The following is an 18,025-nucleotide window of genomic DNA, read 5'->3' as shown; positions in this document are numbered from 1 at the left end:
TGGTGTTGACACCGCTCAAATGCGTAGCCGGGCCGATGGCTTAGATTGGTCGAATGCGTTAAAGAAATATCGCGCATTGTCGACTTGCGAGGCCATCATGCACACGCTCCACCACGCTCCTGCCACATCCACTTTCTTCCTGAAGGGGCGCTGAGATGCTGGCCCGCCTGAAGATCGGTCCCAAGCTCCTGCTCGCCCCCGTCACCGTGCTGGTGCTGCTGGTGATGCTGTCCTGCGGCGCCTGGTATGCGATGGTGCGCCAGAACGCCTCGCTGGAAGACATCGTCGGCCGGCGCGCCGTGCACATGCGCGCCGCCAGCGAACTGGTGTTCACGGCCCAGCGCGGCCACGCCGAGATCTACCAGCTGCAGAGCTGGATCGGCGGCAGCTTCCCGAAAAGCCGGATCGAACCCCTGATCCGCGACATCCACCGCCAGCACGCGCTGGCCACCTCCGGGCTGGAGCGCCTGGCGCGGATGACGCCGGCGGGCGGCGAGGAGCGCGGCCTGGTCGATGGCGCCGCGTCGGCCTATGCGCGCTATGTCCAGGCGGTGCGCGACGTGATCGAGATCGCGCGCGACGACCAGTCGATCAGCGCGAATGCGATGAGCAAGGCGGACACCGCTTTTGCCGACGTCGCCCAGCGCCTGAATGCGCTGGCGCAGCTGGAGCAGTCGCTGTCGGAGGCGGCGTCCAGCAGCGCCGAAGCCGAATTCCGCGCCATGGCCTGGCTGATGCCCTGCGTGATCCTGCTGGCGATCGCGGTCTCGCTCGGGATCACGGTGGCCGTGCGGCGCACCCTGCTGGCCGAGATCCGCGGCATCGGCGCCGCCGCCGTCGACCTGGCCAGCGGCGACCTGACGGTCAAGGACCGGGTCTACGGCAACGACGAGATCGCGGAAACCTCGCGCGCCCTGAACGCCAGCATCCGCAACCTGAACGGCACGCTGCGCACCATCCTGGAATCGGCGCGCTCGATCGGCTCGGCTTCGCGCGACCTTGCGCTGGGCAACCTGAACCTCACCACGCGCGCCGTGTTCCGCGCCAGCTCGCTCGAGCACACGGCGTCCTCGATGCAGGAACTGGCGGCCACCGTCAACCTGACCGCCGACAGCGCGCAGGCGGCGAACCTGCTGGCCGCCTCGGCATCGAGCGTGGCGGAGCAGGGCGGCACCGTCGCCGAGCGCCTGGTGACGACGATGGAATCGGTCAAGGGCAGCGCCTGCCGCGTGGGCGAGATCACCCAGCAGATCGACGCGATCGCGGTGGAGACCGGCACGCTGGCGCTGAACGCGGCATTGGAGGCGGCGCGCGGTGGCGACGCCGGGCGCGAGTTCGCGCTGGTGGCCGGCGAGGTGCGCTCGCTGGCCCTGCGCACGGGCGCGGCGGCGCGCGAGATCCGCGAATTGATCAACCAGTCGGTGGCCGAGATCGAGGGCGGCACGGCCTTTGCCGCGCAGGCCGGCACCAGCATGGCGACCATTGCCGTCTCGGTGCAGCAGGTGGGCGACATCATCAACCAGATCAGCACGGCCAGCCTCGAGCAGGCCAGCGGGCTGTCGGAAGTGAACGAGGCGATCGTGCAGATGGACCAGGTCACGCAGCGCAATTCCTCGCTTGTGGAAGAAGCGGCGGAAGCGGCGCGCACGCTGCAGATGCAGGCATTGACGCTCTCGAAAGCGGTGGCGACCTTCCGCCTCGACGAGGCCATGCTGGCGCCCGAGCCGGCGCAGCCGTCGAGCGTGGCCGAGATGGACATGCGCGAGGTGTTGAAGGATGGGCGGCGCGATGCCAGCATTGCGCCGAAGGTGGAGCGTAGAAAAGCGTCGCGGCCGCATTTGCGCTTGGCGTCGCGGAGGGATTGAGGTTCGAAACGCGTGGAGTCGGGAGCGGTTCGCCGCCCGCTCCACCCTACGAATAGCAATGAATCGTAGGGTGGAGTCCCGACTCCACGCGGTGCAGCGGTTCCGCAGCCGCACAGCAAGCCCAAAACGACAACGGCGGCGCAGAGATCGCTCTCTGCGCCGCCGTTCACTTTACCGATAAAGGATTACTCGTAATCGCTGATCGGCGCACAACCGCAGAACAGATTCCGGTCGCCATACACGTTGTCCGCACGGCCAACCGGCGGCCAGTACTTCTTCTTGCGCAGCGAGGCCACCGGGAAGGCCGCCACTTCGCGCGAGTAGGTGTGCTGCCAGTCGTCGGCCGTCACCACTTCCGCGGTGTGCGGCGCACCCTTCAATGGGTTGTCCATCTTGTCGTACTCGCCGCGCTCGACCTTGACGATCTCGGCGTGGATCGTGATCATCGCCTCGATGAAGCGGTCGATCTCGACCTTCGATTCCGACTCGGTCGGCTCGATCATCAGCGTGCCCGGCACCGGGAAGCTCATGGTCGGGGCGTGGAAGCCGAAGTCCATCAGGCGCTTGGCCACGTCTTCGTTGCTGATGCCGGTCTTGTCCTGCAGCGGACGCAGGTCGATGATGCACTCGTGCGCGACCAGGCCGTCGTGGCCCGTGTACAGCACCGGGTAGTGCGGAGCCAGGCGGCGCGCGATGTAGTTCGCGTTCAGGATCGCGGTCTCGGTCGCATTCGTCAGGCCTTCCGCGCCCATCATGGCGATGTACATCCACGAGATCGGCAGGATCGAGGCCGAGCCGTAGGCCGCCGCGCTGACCGCGCCGATGCCGTCTTCGCTGCGCACGTAACCGGTCGAACGCTGGTTCGGCAGGAACGGGGCCAGGTGGGCGCCGACGCCGATCGGGCCGACGCCGGGACCGCCGCCGCCGTGCGGGATGCAGAAGGTTTTATGCAGGTTCAGGTGGCTGACGTCGCCGCCGAAAGCGCCCGGCGCCGCCACGCCGACCAGCGCGTTCATGTTGGCGCCGTCGATGTAGACCTGGCCGCCGTGCGCATGGACGATCTCGCACAGTTCCTGGATGCCTTCTTCGAACACGCCGTGCGTGGACGGGTAGGTCACCATCACGCAGGCGAGGTTCGCGCTGTGCTGCTCGGCCTTCTTCTTCAGGTCGGCGAGGTCCACGTTGCCGTTCTCGTCACAGGCGGTGACGACCACCTGCATGCCGACCATGTTGGCCGATGCCGGATTGGTGCCGTGCGCCGAGGACGGGATCAGGCAGATGTTGCGGTGGCCTTCGCCGCGCGACTGGTGGTACTTCTGGATCACCAGCAGGCCCGCGTATTCGCCCTGCGAGCCGGCATTCGGCTGCAGCGAGATGGCGGCGTAGCCGGTGACGGCGCACAGCATGTCTTCCAGCTGGGCGATCATTTCGCGGTAGCCGACGGTCTGCTCGTCAGGTGCGAACGGGTGGATGTTCGAGAACTCGGGCCAGGTGACCGGGATCATTTCCGAGGTCGCGTTCAGCTTCATCGTGCACGAACCGAGCGGGATCATGGTGCGGTCGAGCGCCAGGTCCTTGTCGGCCAGACCGCGCAGGTAGCGCAGCATCTCGTGCTCGGCGTGGTAGCGGTTGAAGGTCGGGTGGGTCAGGAAGGCGCTGGTACGGGCCAGGGCTTGCGGGAAGGCCTCGACGGCATCCTTGTCCAGGGTTTCGACGTCAGGGGTCGTGCCGCCGTTGGAGAAGATCGAGAACAGCAGGGCGATGTCTTCGCGGGTCGTGGTCTCGTCCAGCGACAGGCCGACGTGCTGCTCGTCGACGCGGCGCAGGTTGACGCCTGCCTCGTTGGCGGCGGCGTGCAGTTCGGCGGCGCGCTCGGTCTTGACCGTCAGCGTGTCGAACCAGGTCGTGTTCGCCAGTTCCAGGCCCATCTGCTGCAGGCCGGCGGCCAGGATGCCGGTCATGCGGTGCACGCGGCGGGCGATGCGGGTCAGGCCTTGCGGGCCGTGGTAGACCGCGTACATGCCGGCCATCACGGCCAGCAGCACCTGGGCGGTGCAAATATTCGAGGTCGCCTTTTCGCGGCGGATGTGCTGCTCGCGGGTCTGCAGCGCCAGGCGCAGGGCCGACTGGCCTTGCGCGTCGACGGTGACGCCGACCAGGCGGCCGGCCATCGAGCGCTTGAATTCGTCGCGGGTGGCCAGGTAGCCGGCGTGCGGGCCGCCGAAACCGAGCGGAACGCCGAAGCGCTGGCTGTTACCGACGACCACGTCCGCGCCCCATTCGCCTGGCGGCGTCAGCACGGTCAGGGCCAGCAGGTCGGCGGCGGCGATGATCATGGCGCCGGCCGCGTGCAGCTTCTCGCAAGCTGCGCGGTAGTCGCGCACTTCGCCGTTCACGCCCGGGTACTGCAGCAGCACGCCGAAGCAGGTCTCGTCGAGCGTGTCGATGTCGCTTGCTGCGATGGTACGGACTTCGACGCCGATCGGCTCGGCGCGCGTGCGGATCACTTCCAGCGTCTGCGGCAGCACGTCGTCGGCTACATAGAACACTTTCGAGGCCGACTTGCCGACGCGCTGGATCAGCGTCATCGCTTCAGCGGCTGCGGTGCCTTCGTCCAGCATCGACGAGTTGGCGATGCCCATGCCGGTGAGATCAGTGATCATCTGCTGGAAGTTCAGGATCGCCTCCAGGCGGCCCTGCGAGATCTCCGGCTGGTACGGCGTGTAGGCGGTGTACCAGGCCGGGTTCTCGAAGATGTTGCGCAGGATGACGGGCGGCGTGTGGGTGCCGTAGTAGCCCTGGCCGATCACCGACTTCATGACCTTGTTCTTGGAGGCGATCGCTTTCAGCTTGGCGAGGGCGGCCTGCTCGGGCAGCGGTTCGAAGAACTGGCCCAGGTCGAGCTTGTCCTTGCGGCGGATGTTGGCGGGAACAACCGCGTCGATCAGCGCGGCGCGCGATTCGTAGCCGAGGGTCGCCAGCATCGCGGTTTCTTCGGAGGTCGAAGGGCCGATGTGGCGCGGAATGAAGGAATCGCGGGCTTCGAGTTGGGTGAGGCTGGTGCGGGTCATGGTGGTGGCCAAAAAGAGGAGACGGTGGCGGGCGGTGCCGGCCGGACTAAAGAGGGAATATGGGGACTGCGGCCAGCGGCGCAAGCTGCGCGCCGCCAGCGTTTACTTCAGGATCAGTTACCGGTCGACTTGCCGTAGGCGTCGGCGTCCATCAGGCCGTCGTAGGCGCCGGCGTCGCTTGGCTGGAGCTTGAACAGCCAGGCCGCGAACGCGTCGGTATTGATCGAGTCCGGCGCGTCGGCGGTCGCCTGATTGACTTCGGTGACGGTGCCGCTCACTGGAGCGTAGATGTCGCTGGCCGCCTTGACCGATTCCACCACGGCGGCGTCGTCGCCGGCCGTGAAGGTCTTGCCGACCTGCGGCAGTTCGACGAACACGATGTCGCCCAGTGCGTCCTGTGCGAAGTCGGTGATGCCGACGGTCAGGGTGCCGTCCGCTTCGCGGCGGACCCACTCGTGGGACTCGGTGTATTTCAGGTCGGTTGGGATGTTCATGTATGAAGCTCCAGGTTATAGGTGGCGGTATTATAAATCTTAGGAAGCGAGAACTTTGCCGTTGCGGACGAAGGGCAGCTTGACGACGGTGGCGGCCAGTTTCTTGTCGCGGATCTCGACGTGCACGGTGTCGCCGACGGCAACGTCCATCGGCACGCGCGCCAGGGCGATCGCCTGCTGCATCGATGGGCTGAAGGTGCCGCTGGTGATCTCGCCCGTCGCGCCGGAGGCCGCGATCACTTTCTGGTGGGCGCGCAGGATGCCGCCTTTCTCGCGCAGGATCAGGCCCAGGAACTGGGCGTTCTGGCCCTTCGCTTGCAGGGCAGCTTTACCGATGAAGTCGCGCTCGGAGACCAGGTCGATGGTCCAGGCCAGGCCGGCGTCGAGCGGGTTCACGTTGTCGTCCATGTCCTGGCCGTAGAGGTTCATGCCCGCTTCCAGGCGCAGCGTGTCGCGTGCGCCCAGGCCCGCAGGCTTGACGCCGGCGGCGACCAGGGCGTTCCACAGTGCTTCGACCTGAGTGGCCGGGACGCCGATCTCGAAGCCGTCTTCGCCGGTGTAGCCGGTACGCGCGACCATCGCTTCGCCGAAGGCGGTGTCGGGGACGATCACGACGTTGAAGGGTTTCATGTCCTGTGACGCGGCTTTCGCGGTCGGCAGCACTTCCCAGACTTTCGCGCGCGCGTTCGGGCCCTGCACTGCGACGAGGGCGATCGCATTGTCGCCGTCGCGGCGCGGAGTGATGGTCAGGCCGCTGCCCGTGGCGTCGTTCTGCTGGCGCATCCAGGCCACGTCCTTCTCGGCGGTGCCGGCGTTGACGACAAGGCGGAACCAGTCTTCGCGGAAGAAGTAGACGATCAGGTCGTCGATCACGCCGCCTTCAGGATTGAGCATGGCCGAGTAGAGCGCCTTGCCCGGTACCTGCAGCTTGTCGACGTTGTTGGCCAGCAGGCCGCGCAGGAAAGCACGCACGTTCGCGCCTTCGAGGTCGACCACGCACATGTGCGAGACGTCGAACATGCCGGCGTCGCTGCGCACGGAGTGGTGCTCTTCGATTTGCGAGCCGTAGTTGACGGGCATGTCCCAGCCGCCGAAATCGACCATCTTGGCGCCGAGTGCGCGGTGTGCGGAATTGAGCGGGGTCGCTTTGAGCGTCATGGAATCCTCAGGGCAGTGTATAGGGGAGCTGCCACGCCGGCGGACCGAACGTGTGCTGCGCGCCCCTCTGTCCTTGGTACCTGAGAGATAGCGGACGGGTGTATCAACACCGCCGCCTGCCCCTTCGGTGGGCCAACCTTGGCCGCTCTCCAGAGTGTGGCCTTCGCGCGCCGCGCGTCGACCCCTGACCGGTCCTTTTGCCTGAGAGTTTTTGGGTGATGCCCCTTCGGCGGCAGCCTGTGCTGCGCTCTCCCGGTCAAGACTGTGGAGAATATGTCTTCCTTGGTTCCCTGTCAATCTTGGCAGGGCGAATAAGCAGCCTGCATCGACTGTCCAGCCAGGGTGGGCACGCGCGCACCGTTGGAGGGCGTGCGCGCGGGCTTTTTTCTCGATTTGTTACACTGGAACCTACACTTTGCGGGGCAAAACAAGACTATGAGCGAAGATCAAGCGAAACAAAGCAAGGAGGCCTGGTTCACGCTGTCGGGCGACGTCAACAGCGACATGGTGCACCGGGTATTCGAAGCGGTCGGCCACATGACCGAGGACGGCATCGAGACGGCCCACGTGCTGGTGCAGTCGAACGGCGGCTATGTCAGCGATGGCTTGTGCCTGTACAACTTCATGTCGAAGTCGCCGATCGAGTTCGTCATGTACAACGGCGGGGCGGTGGCCTCGATCGCCGTCATCATGTACCTGTCGGGCACGCGCCGTTACGCCAGCGAAACAGCGCGCTTCATGGTGCACAAGTCGCATGCGACGGCCTCCCCGGGTTCGCGCCCGGACGCGCTGAACATCATCGTCGAGGGCCTGCGCGCGGACGACGCCCGCACCGAATCGATCCTGCGCAAGCATGTCGAGCTGACGCCGGAGCAGTGGGCGATCCACCAGTATTCCGACCTGCACCTGAATTCGCGCGACGCCAAGACGGCCGGCATGATCAACGACGTCGTCGACTTCGCGCCGCCGAAGGGTGCGATCCTGCGCAACATCTGAGCGCGCCAGTCCGGCCGGGGCCGGCATCTGTCTTTTCCGGATTCGACCGGCAGAGCGCGGTGCCGGCCTGTTTATTTGCGCGCTAAAAATCGGTGCAAATTAAATGAGCCGATTAAGCGCTGGATGCAAATAGTATTTGCATGGATTTAACCGGCATCGGATCGAACGATATGGCCGGGTTAATTCATCAATATCGCACCCGATTATATTGTCGAGTTAATTCAGCAATAATCTGCGATGCAATAGATAATAAAAAAGCCTGGCTGCACATTCGCGTCCAGGCTTTTATTTGACCGCCGCCTCGGCGACGGTATGAAGTGCATCAGCGCTTGTCGTTCTTGTGGCTTTGGCGGCCGGCTGCGGCGTGCTGCTCCGGGGTGCCGCCGCGGGTGCCCGAACCGGAGCCGGAACGCGAGCCGGAGCCCGAGCCCGACTGCTTGTTGCCCTGGCGGCCCAGCTCGAGATTGTCTTCCTGGGCCGAGCGCTGGGCGCCCGAACGCGAGCCCGAACCGGAGCTCGAGCGCGAACCCGATCCCGAGCCGGACTGTTTGTTGCCGTCGTTCTTGTGGCTTTGACGGCCGGCTTCGGCGTGCTGCTCGGGGGTGCCGCCCTGCTTACCTTTTCTCTGATTCGAGGCCATGTTTATTTCCTTTCAATGTGTGAGAAATATGCCTGCTCTCCGGACTACTGATTTTTGTTCAGCAGTTTTTTCGGTGATGCAATCATGCGAGCCATACTGTTGAACCGGTATCGGATGACCGCCTGAGCCTGTGTAGGATGGGTTCCTACATATTGAAAATAAACGATGCCCTGAATACGTCAATGTTTTTCGTTATCTATTTAGGCGCGCCGAATTAAAACTCCTCCCAATCCATACTGGGTTTGCTGGCCGGACGCCGGATCGGCGTGACCGTTTTCGCGGCGGCCGGCTCCGGTTTCGCGCTCTTGCGCGGCGCCGGCTTCGTGGCAAGCTTTGCGGCCGGCAGCTGGCGCACGGCGGCGGGCGCCTCGGGAGCTGCTGCCGGAACGTCGCCGGCGAGCACGAAGCCGCCGGTGGCGCGACCCAGGCTGGCAGCCTGTTCGCGTACGGCGGCGGCGGCCGCGGCCGACTGCTCGACCAGGGCGGCGTTCTGCTGCGTCGCCTGGTCCATCGCCGTGATCGCGCCGTTCACCTGTTCGATGCCGGCGGTCTGCTCGGCGCTGGCGGCGGCGATCTCGCCGATGATGTCGGTCACGCGCTTGACGCTGCTGACGACTTCGTCCATCGTGCGGCCGGCCTTGTCCACCAACTGGGTGCCGGCGTCGACCTTGGCCACCGAATCGTCGATCAGGGCCTTGATTTCCTTGGCGGCAGCGGCCGAGCGCTGGGCCAGGCTGCGCACTTCCGAGGCCACCACCGCGAAGCCGCGCCCCTGTTCGCCAGCGCGCGCCGCTTCGACCGCCGCGTTCAGGGCCAGGATGTTGGTCTGGAAGGCGATGCCGTCGATCACGCCGATGATTTCGGCGATGCGCTTCGAGGAATCGTTGATCGAGGCCATGGTGCCGACCACGTCGCTGACCACGGCGCCGCCTTTCACGGCCACCTCGGAGGCGCACAGCGCCAGCTTGCTGGCCGTGTGCGCGGAATCGGCGTTCTGGCGCACGGTGGCGGTCAGTTCTTCCATCGACGAGGCCGTTTCCTCGAGCGAGGCTGCCTGCTGCTCGGTGCGCTTCGAGAGGTCCATGTTGCCGCTGGCGATTTCCGTGGTCCCGGTCGCGATGCCGGCCGCGCCCGTGCGCACGTCGCCGATCATGGCCGTCAGCTTGGCGGCCATCGTGCTCAACGCCGCCATCAGCCGGCCGGCGTCGCCGGCCGCGCTGTTCGAGGTACGCACGCGCAGGTCGCCATCGAGCATGCGCTGGGCCAGCGCCAGGGCGTCGCGCAGCGGCCGCTGCGCCTCGCGCACGATCCAGGCGGCCAGCAGGCCGGTCGCGGCCAGGCCGCCGGCGAGGCACAGCAGGATGCCCCCGCGCAGCGGCTCGGCGGCCTGGCCCAGTTGCGCCATCAGCCACAGCACACAAACGGAACCCAGCAGGAACAGCAGCGCGAAGGCGCCAACGATCTTGAACCGGGTGTCGAGCTGACGAATCTGTTTCATGGAAGCTTCCTCGGAGGGGATGGAGTGGAGGGGACTTTGTTATGTTAGGGAAACAAAAAGCCTGGCATTTGCGTCATCGCAAGCTAAAGAGTCCGGCCGGGCTGCCGTGAACGGGGAGAGGGGGCGCGTGCGCCGGCGCGAGGCGAATAATTTTGCGCCCTACTATTGCCATGCGGCAATAATGTGCAACAATACGGTGTCGGCGCCGCTGCGCCACAGGAAGAACCAGACCATGGGCCACGCCGCCAACGATCACGCTCCAGCCAAGCCGCCCGCGCTCCCGCGCGAGGTGCTGGCCGAGCTCGTGCGCGATGCGAGCGCGGCTGCCAACGAGCAGTTGGGCGCCATGGTCAACCGCCTGGCGGCGGCGCTGGGCGACATGACGACGGGCGGCCTCGATCCGCAGGCCGCTTACCGCCGCGCCAAGGCCGGCACGCTTCTTAAAAACAACAGCTACGCCTTCGTGCACCTGGCCGGCGAAGCGATCGAGCGCGCACTGCGCGAAGCCGTCGACGAACTGGTGCCGGGCGCTAAAAGCCGGGCCGATGCCGTCTCGCTGAGCCTAGTGCCGCTGGAAGAAATCGACAACCGGATCGCCTTCGGCACCCTGTGCCGGCCCTTCGAGATCGCCCATTCCGAGGTGCTGGCCAGCCTATGCGTGCGGATCGGCATGCTGCTCGGGCGCGCGCTGCTGCGTCCCGGCCAGAATCCCTTCCGCCCCGAAGTCTTCGTATCCGCCATCCACGACGCCTGGCGCGCCTTCGCGCCCGAGGCCGACGACCATCCGCTGCTGTTGCCGCTGCTGCGCCCCGAGCTCTTCCTCGACCTGGCGCCGCTGCTGGAAGCGGCGGACGCGGCCCTGCGCGCGCGCAGCAAGCAGGCGCGCGAACGTTTTCATATCAGCAAGACCAGCGACACGGGCCGAGGCCGCCGACCGGGCATGGATGCGGCGCTGGCGCAGCAGCTGCGCAGCCTGCTCGGCGCCGACGGCGAGGGCGCGCCCCTGGTGCCGGACCTGCCGAACATGCCGCAGGGGAATGGCTGGCGGCCGAGTTCGGCAGCCGGGTTCTCCCAGGATGGACCGGCGGCCGCCGCGGCAAGTCAGGCTCCCGGAATGCCGGGAAGTGTCCGTCCGGCCGCCGGTTTCGCACCAAACCAGTCCGGCACTGCCAGCGCCGCTTCCGGCTTCGCGCCGGCAGGCGAGGGCGCACCCGGCGCCATGCCATCCGCGACCGCGTTCGGCCAGCCCGGCGTGATGCCGTCGCCGGCCTCCTTCGGCCAGCCCGGCGCGCTGCTCGAACTGCTGGCAGGACTGCCGCTGCCGGCGCAAGCTGCCGCCCAGCCCGGCCAGGCCGCCATCGCAGGTTCACATAACGCGCACAACGTGTTTTACCTGCCGCGCTTCAAGCAAAGCCTGCCCCAGGGCGCGCTGCCGCGCGGCGAGGAACACACCCTCGACCTGCTGTCGCGCATTTTCGAGACCGTGCTGCTGGACGATAGCATTCCGACCGAGACGCGCGAGCTGATCCGCTTCCTGCAGGTGCCGGTGCTGAAAGCGGCGCTGCTCGACCAGAACTTCTTCTTCGAGGAAGCGCACCCGGCGCGGCGCATGATCGACCTGCTGTCGAACATGGGCTGGGAGGGGCGCAAGGGCGTCGACGATCCGGTGCTGCAGGCCATGCAGCGCGGGGTCGAGCGCATCGGGCGCGAAGGCGACGCCCAGCCGGCCGTGTTCGCCGAAGCGGTGGCGGAACTGGAAGCCCAGCTGGCGGTCGAAGAGCGCGCGGCCGAGGAGGCCATCGCCGCGCCGATCGCGCGCGCGACAAAAATCGAAAGGCAGACAGTGGCCGCGCGGTCGGCGCGCCAGGCCGTGCGGGTACGCGTGCTCGACGGCGAACTGGTCGGCGTGGTCTCGAGCTTCCTCGAGCAGCGCTGGGTCGACGTGCTGACCTTCGCCTACCTGATCGAGGAGGAGCGGCCGGGCGCGATCGACAACGCCACCCAGACGATGGACGAACTGGTCTGGACCGTGAAGCCGAAAGCCACGCAGGAACAGCGCAAGGCCTTGCTCGCCAAGCTGCCGAGCCTGCTCACCGCCCTCAACAAATGGCTCGACGCCATCAAGTGGCGCGACGCCGAGCGCCTGGACTTCTTTGCCGAGCTGGCGAAATGCCACCTCTCGATCGTGCGCGCGCCGTTGGAACTGTCGCCGGAGCGCCAGCTCGAACTGGCGGTCGAGGCCGCCCAGCAGGACGCGCTGCGCCGCATCGCGCAGGAACAGGCCGCTGCCGAGGAGGAGGCAAGCGAGCCGGACGACGCCGCCAGCCTCGTCGATACTTTGGAGCGCGGCGCGCGCCTGGAGTTCAGGCAGCCCGATGGCAGCGTCCGCAAGCTCAAATTGGCCTGGGTCAGCCCCTTGCGTACGCTCTTCATTTTCTCGGGTGGCCTGCGCCAGGAGGCGTTTTCGCTGGCGGCCGAAAAGCTGCTCGAGGGCCTGCGCAGTGGCGCGGTCCGGGTCGTCGCGCTCGAGGGTGTGGTGGGGCGCGTGCTGACCGAAGCCTTGCAGGACGCCGTCAACGATCCGGCGCCGCTGCGCGCCTGAGCTTCCTCCCAAAAAAAACCGGCGCTCGCGGCGCCGGCTTCTTCATTTCCTGAGCATCAAGCCTGCTTGCGACGACGCAGCATGCCCAGGCCTGCCATGCCGAGGCCGAACAGGGCCAGCGAGGCCGGTTCCGGCACATCGCTGGCGGCGACCTGGTAATAAATGCTGCCGTTCCAGATGCGCGGCGCGTAGGTGCTGCTGAACGGGTAGGCCTTGCCGGCGCCTTCCAGGATCTGCAGGTAGTTATCCTGTGCATACACGTTGCCGATGCCCGAGCCGTCCGTGTAATTCATGGTGCCGCCGGTCGTGATTGTGATGTACAGGCCGGTCGTGGCGCCGGCATTCAGGCCGAAGTCGGCGACGTCGAAGAAGGTCGCGTTGCCCGCGCCATTGCCGGTGAGGCTGGCGGTGTCGACCAGGGTCCAGGCGCCGGCGTCCGTCGCGGCGCCGGTCCAGCTGCCGTCCAGCTTGTAGAGTGCGAGGGTGTGGTGGCCGGAGCTCAGGTTCAGGTCGAAGCCCGTGACGGTCAAGGCATTGCCCTTGGTGACGACGTCGAACATGTTGCCGTTCTGGCCGTTGTTGTTGGCGAAGGTGGTGGTCAGGACGCCGGCCTGGGCGCTGGCGCAGAAGGCGAAGGCAAGGCTAGCTGCAAGGGCAAGTTTTTTCATGTGGACTCTTTCAGGAGGTTGTTGTGCTATCGGGCATAGCAAACTTCGTGCCTGGAGTTTCCAATGGGAAAATTTCCACATGAAATCAATGATTTAAATTTTGCAAGTTTTCCAAAACTGTCATGCTGTGTCCTGCACTGTAAATATTGTCGACACCGGAAGTTCGCTCCGAGGCCGTCGCCGGGCCGGGCCCGCCGCGCGCGCTTGCCCGGCCGCTTGCCGTAAATGGCCCGCGTGCCCGGGCGCGCCGGCCTTAAACTTGGCCGAAAAGCAAGCAACAGATGGTATGATGCGTGCTTTATCGATTCCCTCATAGCCGAACCAAGGTGCGACTATCCTCCATTAAATTGTCGGGATTTAAGTCCTTCGTCGATCCCACCAATTTCCAGGTCCCCGGGCAGCTGGTCGGCGTGGTCGGTCCGAATGGCTGCGGCAAGTCGAACATCATCGACGCCGTGCGCTGGGTGCTGGGCGAATCGAAAGCGTCCGAGCTGCGCGGCGAGTCGATGCAGGACGTGATCTTCAACGGCTCGACCCACCGCAAGCCTTCCGGCCGCGCCTCGGTCGAACTCGTGTTCGACAACAGCCTCGGCAAGGCCGCAGGCCAGTGGGGCCAGTACGGCGAGATCGCGGTCAAGCGCACCCTCACGCGCGACGGCACCTCGACCTATTACATCAACGGCCAGCCGGTACGCCGGCGCGACATCCAGGACATCTTCCTCGGCACCGGCCTGGGTCCGCGCGCCTACGCCATCATCGGCCAGGGCATGATCGCGCGCATCATCGAATCGCGCCCCGAAGAACTGCGCGTCTTCCTCGAAGAAGCGGCGGGCGTTTCGAAATACAAGGAACGCCGCCGCGAGACCGAGAATCGTCTGTCGGACACCCGCGAAAACCTGCTGCGCGTGGAAGACATCCTGCGCGAGCTGAACGCCAACCTGGAAAAGCTCGAAGCGCAGGCCGCGGTGGCGAACCGTTTCCACCAGCTGCAGGCCGACCAGGAAGAAAAGCAGAAGCTGCTCTGGCTGCTGCGCAAGAACGAAGCCAAGGCCGAACAGGCGCGCTACTTCAAGGAGATGGAGGAAGCGCAGAACAGCCTGGAAGAGCAGACGGCCAAGCTGCGCAACGTCGAACTCGAACTGGAGCACCTGCGCCAGCACCATTTTTCGGTAGGCGACCGCCTGCACACGGCGCAGGGCGCGCTGTACCAGACCAACTCCGAGATCGGCAGTTTAGAGGCGCAGATCAAGTTCGTGATCGAGTCGCGCACGCGCCTGCAGAACCAGCTCGGCACCCTGGCCGCCCAGCGCGACCAGTGGCTGGCGCAGGCCCAGGAATACGAAGAGCAGATCGAGGAAGCGACCTATAAAGTCGAGGAACTGGCCGCGCGCGCCGAAGGCGCCCAGATCGCGGTCGAAGCGCAGAACGAGCGCTTGCCGGAACTCGATGCAGCCTGGCGCGAAGCCCAGCGCCGCGGCGACGAAGCGCGCGCCCGCATCGGCGAAGTGCGCCAGCGCATCGAGCTGTCCGCCGCCCACGGCCGCAATGCCGGCAATATCCTGAGCGGCCTCGCCACGCGGCGCGAACGCCTGCAGGCCGAGAAAAAATCGCTGGCGCCGCCCGACAGCGCGCACCTCGCCAACCTGCGCATGCAGCTCGAAGAAAAGCAGCAGGCGCTGGAAGAACAGACCTTCATGCAGGAAGAAGCCGCGGCCGGCCAGGACGCTGCGGAGACCGAGCGCCGCGAAGCCCAGGCCGCGGCGCAGTCGGAGGCCGCGAAGAACGCCCAGCTGGAAGCGCGCCTGTCCGCGCTGAAGCAGATGCAGGAGCGGGTGCAGACCCAGGGCAAGGTCGCGCCCTGGCTGAAAAAGCACGAGCTCGATGCGCTGCCGCGCCTGTGGCAAAAGGTGCAGATCGAGGAAGGCTGGGAAACCGCCCTGGAAGCCGTGCTGCGCGAACGCGCCGGCGCCCTCGAACTCTCGAACATCGAGTGGGCCAAGGCCTTTGCCGGCGATGCGCCGCCCGCGCGTCTGGCCCTGTACGCACCGGCGCCGAGCGCCCCGCCGGCGCCCGACGTCGTCGGCCTCAAATCCTTCGCCACGCTCCTGAAACTGAACGACCCCGGCGTGCGCGGCGTCCTGAACGACTGGCTGCACCTGGTGTTCATCGCCGAAACAGTGACCGAGGCCTTCGCGGAACGCGCGCGCCTGCCGCAGGGCGGCTCCTTCGTCACCCGCCAGGGCCACGTCGTGACCGGCACCAGCGTGCGCTTCTACGCGGCCGACGCCGAGCAGGACGGCATGCTGCAGCGCCAGCACGACATCGACCACACGACGACGCAGCTGCGCGCCCAGGCCCTGCTGACGGACGATGCGCGCACGCGCGCCGTGCGTGCCGATGCCGCCGTGACGGAACTGACGCGCCGCCTGCAGGACGCGCGCGCCCGCATCGCCACCCTGCAGCGCGAAACGCACGCGCTGCAGATCGAGGTCGTGCGCCAGAACGAAGTCGAATCGCGCTTCAACCAGCGCAGCAGCCAGATCGACGTGGATCTCGCGGAGATCGCCGCCCAGGAAGAAGAGCAGCGCATGGTGCAGCAGGAGGCCGAGCAGCAGTTCGAACAGCTCGACATGGAACTGGCCGAACTGCAGGGCAGCTTCGAAGATGGCCAGACCCTGTTCCTGCAGCGCGAAGCGGCGCTGGCCGAGGCGCGCGACAAGCTGCGCGAGCTCGAACGCGGCGCCCAGGAAGCCCTGTTCGCCGAAAAGACGGCGCGTGCCCGTATCGAGGAACTGCGGCGCAGCATCGCCACCGCCACGCAACAGGCGCAGCAGGTGGCCGAGTCGCTGGCGGATGGCCAGGCCGAACTCGCGGCGCTGGAAAGCGGTACCGCCCACGAAGGCCTGCAGGAACTGCTGGATCGCCGCACGAGCCAGGAAAAAGCCTTGTCCGATGCGCGCCATGAACTCGACCAGGTAGCCCAGCAGCTGCGCCATGCCGAGGAATCGCGCATGGGCTCCGAGCGCAACCTGCAGCCGCAGCGCGACCGCATCACCGAGATGCAGCTGAAGGAACAGGCCGCGCGCCTGAACCAGGAGCAGTTCGCCGAGGCCCTCAGCGCCACCGGCGCCGACGAGGCTGCGCTGGCCACCAAGCTCGATCCGGACCTGAAACCGCAGTACCTGCAGGGCGAGGTGACGCGCCTGACCAACGCGATCTCCGCGCTGGGCGCGGTCAACCTGGCCGCGGTCGAGGAACTGGCGACCGCCACCGAAAGGAAGCGCTTCCTCGATTCGCAGAACGCGGATTTGAACGAGGCCATCGCCACGCTGGAAGACGCGATCCGCCGTATCGACAAGGAAACGCGCGACCTGTTGCAGGACACCTTCGAGCGCGTCAACACGCACTTCTCGGAACTGTTCCCGATCCTGTTCGGCGGCGGGCAAGCCAGGCTGGTGATGACGGGCGACGAGATTTTAGATGCCGGCGTGCAGGTCATGGCCCAGCCGCCGGGCAAGAAGAACGCGACCATCCACCTGCTGTCGGGCGGCGAAAAGGCGCTCACCGCGACGGCCCTCGTGTTCTCGATGTTCCGCCTGAACCCGGCGCCGTTCTGCCTGCTGGACGAGGTCGACGCGCCGCTGGACGACGCCAATACCGAGCGCTTCTGCCGCATGGTGAAGCGCATGTCGGACCATACCCAATTCCTCTTCATCTCGCACAACAAGATTGCGATGGAGATGGCCAATCAACTGATCGGTGTGACGATGCAGGAGCAGGGCGTATCGCGCATCGTGGCGGTGGACATGGAGTCCGCCGCCCACTTCGCACAAGAGGCACAAGCAGCATGACAGACTTCCAAATGAGCCTGATCGCGGCGGGCGGCGTATTCGTCGTCGGCGTCATCACCTACAACAAGTGGCAGGAGCACAAGGCGCGTAAAACCGTCGAGCGCGCCTTCGCATCCGACCATGACGATGTCCTGATGCGTCCCGACGGCACCCCGAGCGAGCGCAGCGAACCGGTGCTCGACATCGGTTCCACGCCATCGATGGGACCGGTCGAGCCGGGCTTCGGCACCGGCGCCTCCAGCGGCGTCTCCGGCGACACCGGCTCCAGCGAGGCCGCCGCCACGCTGGCGCCCGCCGCGCCGCTGCCCGGCATGAGCGCCGAGACGCCACCCGCCGAAGTAGCCGAGAACCTGGTCGACCCGCTGATCGACTGCATGGTCCCGCTGGCGCTGGAAGGCGCGGCGCGCGGCGACAAGATCCTGCCGGCCCTGCAAAAGCTGCGCCGCGTCGGCAACAAGCCGATCCACTACATCGGCCTGGCCGTCAACGGCGACTGGGAACCGATCGTGCATGGCGGCGTCTACACCAAGCTGCAGGCGGGCGTGCAGATGGCGACGCGTACGACTGCCTTGAACGAGCTGGAATACTCGGAACTGGTGACGCGCCTGCGCGCCGTGGCCGACGAGATCGGCGCCGAGCCGGAAGTGCCGGACATGATCGAGGTGATGAGCGAAGCGCGCACCCTGCACAAGTTCGTGGCGGGCCACGACGCCCAGCTGGGCGTGAACCTGAAGTCGAACGGCGCGCCGTGGGCGATGTCGACCCTGATCGGGGCGCTGGAAAACGCCGGCTTCGACGTGCGTCCGGACGGCCGCTTCGCCATGCCCGACGGCGCGAACGGCGTGCTGTTCACGCTCTCGACCAACGTCAACATGGGCGCCGATTCCACCGACCGCCTGACCCTGCTGCTCGACGTGCCTTGCGTGGCGCCGAGCCGCGACGGCTTCGGCGCGATGGTCAAATGCGCCAAGGACCTGATGCTGCGCCTGGATGCAACGATGGTCGACGACTTCGAGCAGCCGCTGCTGGACTCGACTCTCGAAGAAATCGCCGGCCAGGTGAAGGACTTCTATACCGAGATGGAAGCGGCCGACATCCCGGCCGGCTCGACCCGCGCGCTGCGCCTGTTCAGCTGAGGTCGCAGTGAGTACGAACCTGAGCGAACAGGAAGACTACCTGGCG

At 66.4% G+C, this 18,025-nt stretch carries 11 protein-coding genes and 2 riboswitches; of the genes, 5 read left to right on the top strand and 6 right to left on the bottom strand.

Annotated elements, in window-relative coordinates; all coding sequences use genetic code 11:
- Positions 1 to 155: 155 nt before the first annotated feature.
- Positions 156 to 1,865, top strand: coding sequence for a methyl-accepting chemotaxis protein (locus tag ACFPQ5_RS11900; RefSeq protein ID WP_379755439.1), 1,710 nt, complete (start codon positions 156 to 158; stop codon positions 1,863 to 1,865).
- Between the two features lie 185 nt (positions 1,866 to 2,050).
- Here the strand turns inward: ACFPQ5_RS11900 and gcvP are convergent, their stop codons facing one another.
- The 3 genes from gcvP to gcvT form a co-directional block, all read right to left on the bottom strand.
- On the bottom strand, positions 2,051 to 4,936 hold the full coding sequence (gene gcvP / locus ACFPQ5_RS11895) for an aminomethyl-transferring glycine dehydrogenase (protein ID WP_379755436.1): 2,886 nt from the start codon (positions 4,934 to 4,936) through the stop codon (positions 2,051 to 2,053).
- Between the two features lie 113 nt (positions 4,937 to 5,049).
- Positions 5,050 to 5,430, bottom strand: coding sequence for a glycine cleavage system protein GcvH (gcvH, locus tag ACFPQ5_RS11890; protein WP_379755433.1), 381 nt, complete (start codon positions 5,428 to 5,430; stop codon positions 5,050 to 5,052).
- A 39-nt stretch (positions 5,431 to 5,469) separates the two neighbouring features.
- Positions 5,470 to 6,588 carry a glycine cleavage system aminomethyltransferase GcvT gene (gcvT, locus tag ACFPQ5_RS11885; RefSeq protein WP_379755430.1) on the bottom strand — a complete coding sequence of 373 codons (1,119 nt, stop codon included), beginning with the start codon at positions 6,586 to 6,588 and terminating at the stop codon, positions 5,470 to 5,472.
- A gap of 57 nt (positions 6,589 to 6,645) precedes the next feature.
- A riboswitch (glycine riboswitch) is annotated at positions 6,646 to 6,751 on the bottom strand.
- Positions 6,752 to 6,767: 16 nt separating this feature from the next.
- Positions 6,768 to 6,853, bottom strand: a riboswitch (glycine riboswitch).
- Between the two features lie 170 nt (positions 6,854 to 7,023).
- Here gcvT and ACFPQ5_RS11880 point away from each other — a divergent pair.
- Positions 7,024 to 7,584, top strand: a complete 561-nt coding sequence (locus tag ACFPQ5_RS11880) for an ATP-dependent Clp protease proteolytic subunit (RefSeq protein ID WP_379755427.1) — start codon at positions 7,024 to 7,026, stop codon at positions 7,582 to 7,584.
- A gap of 322 nt (positions 7,585 to 7,906) precedes the next feature.
- Here the strand turns inward: ACFPQ5_RS11880 and ACFPQ5_RS11875 are convergent, their stop codons facing one another.
- Entirely contained in the window at positions 7,907 to 8,224 is a 318-nt protein-coding gene (locus ACFPQ5_RS11875) for a hypothetical protein (protein WP_379755424.1), read from the bottom strand.
- A gap of 214 nt (positions 8,225 to 8,438) precedes the next feature.
- Entirely contained in the window at positions 8,439 to 9,722 is a 1,284-nt protein-coding gene (locus ACFPQ5_RS11870) for a methyl-accepting chemotaxis protein (RefSeq protein WP_379755421.1), read from the bottom strand.
- A 181-nt stretch (positions 9,723 to 9,903) separates the two neighbouring features.
- On the opposite strand from ACFPQ5_RS11870, the gene ACFPQ5_RS11865 reads away from it, so the two are divergent.
- A complete protein-coding gene (locus ACFPQ5_RS11865) occupies positions 9,904 to 12,324 on the top strand; it encodes a DUF1631 family protein (protein ID WP_379755418.1) in 2,421 nt (806 codons plus the stop codon).
- 56 nt (positions 12,325 to 12,380) lie between these two features.
- Here the strand turns inward: ACFPQ5_RS11865 and ACFPQ5_RS11860 are convergent, their stop codons facing one another.
- Complete coding sequence (locus tag ACFPQ5_RS11860) at positions 12,381 to 12,992, bottom strand: PEP-CTERM sorting domain-containing protein (RefSeq protein ID WP_379755415.1); 612 nt, start codon at positions 12,990 to 12,992, stop codon at positions 12,381 to 12,383.
- A 326-nt stretch (positions 12,993 to 13,318) separates the two neighbouring features.
- On the opposite strand from ACFPQ5_RS11860, the gene smc reads away from it, so the two are divergent.
- Positions 13,319 to 16,843 (top strand): chromosome segregation protein SMC, encoded by a 3,525-nt coding sequence (gene smc, locus ACFPQ5_RS11855; RefSeq protein WP_379755412.1) that lies wholly within the window; start codon positions 13,319 to 13,321, stop codon positions 16,841 to 16,843.
- Complete coding sequence (locus ACFPQ5_RS11850; protein ID WP_379755409.1) at positions 16,840 to 17,979, top strand: cell division protein ZipA C-terminal FtsZ-binding domain-containing protein; 1,140 nt, start codon at positions 16,840 to 16,842, stop codon at positions 17,977 to 17,979. The genes smc and ACFPQ5_RS11850 overlap by 4 nt, the downstream gene beginning before the upstream one ends.
- Positions 17,980 to 18,025 lie beyond the last annotated feature (46 nt).

It is taken from the genome of Massilia suwonensis (assembly GCF_042655665.1).
GTDB classification, from domain to species: domain Bacteria; phylum Pseudomonadota; class Gammaproteobacteria; order Burkholderiales; family Burkholderiaceae_D; genus Telluria; species Telluria suwonensis.
The sequence above is the reverse complement of the archived record's forward strand: the minus strand, read 5'-3'. Positions and strand labels throughout refer to the sequence as shown.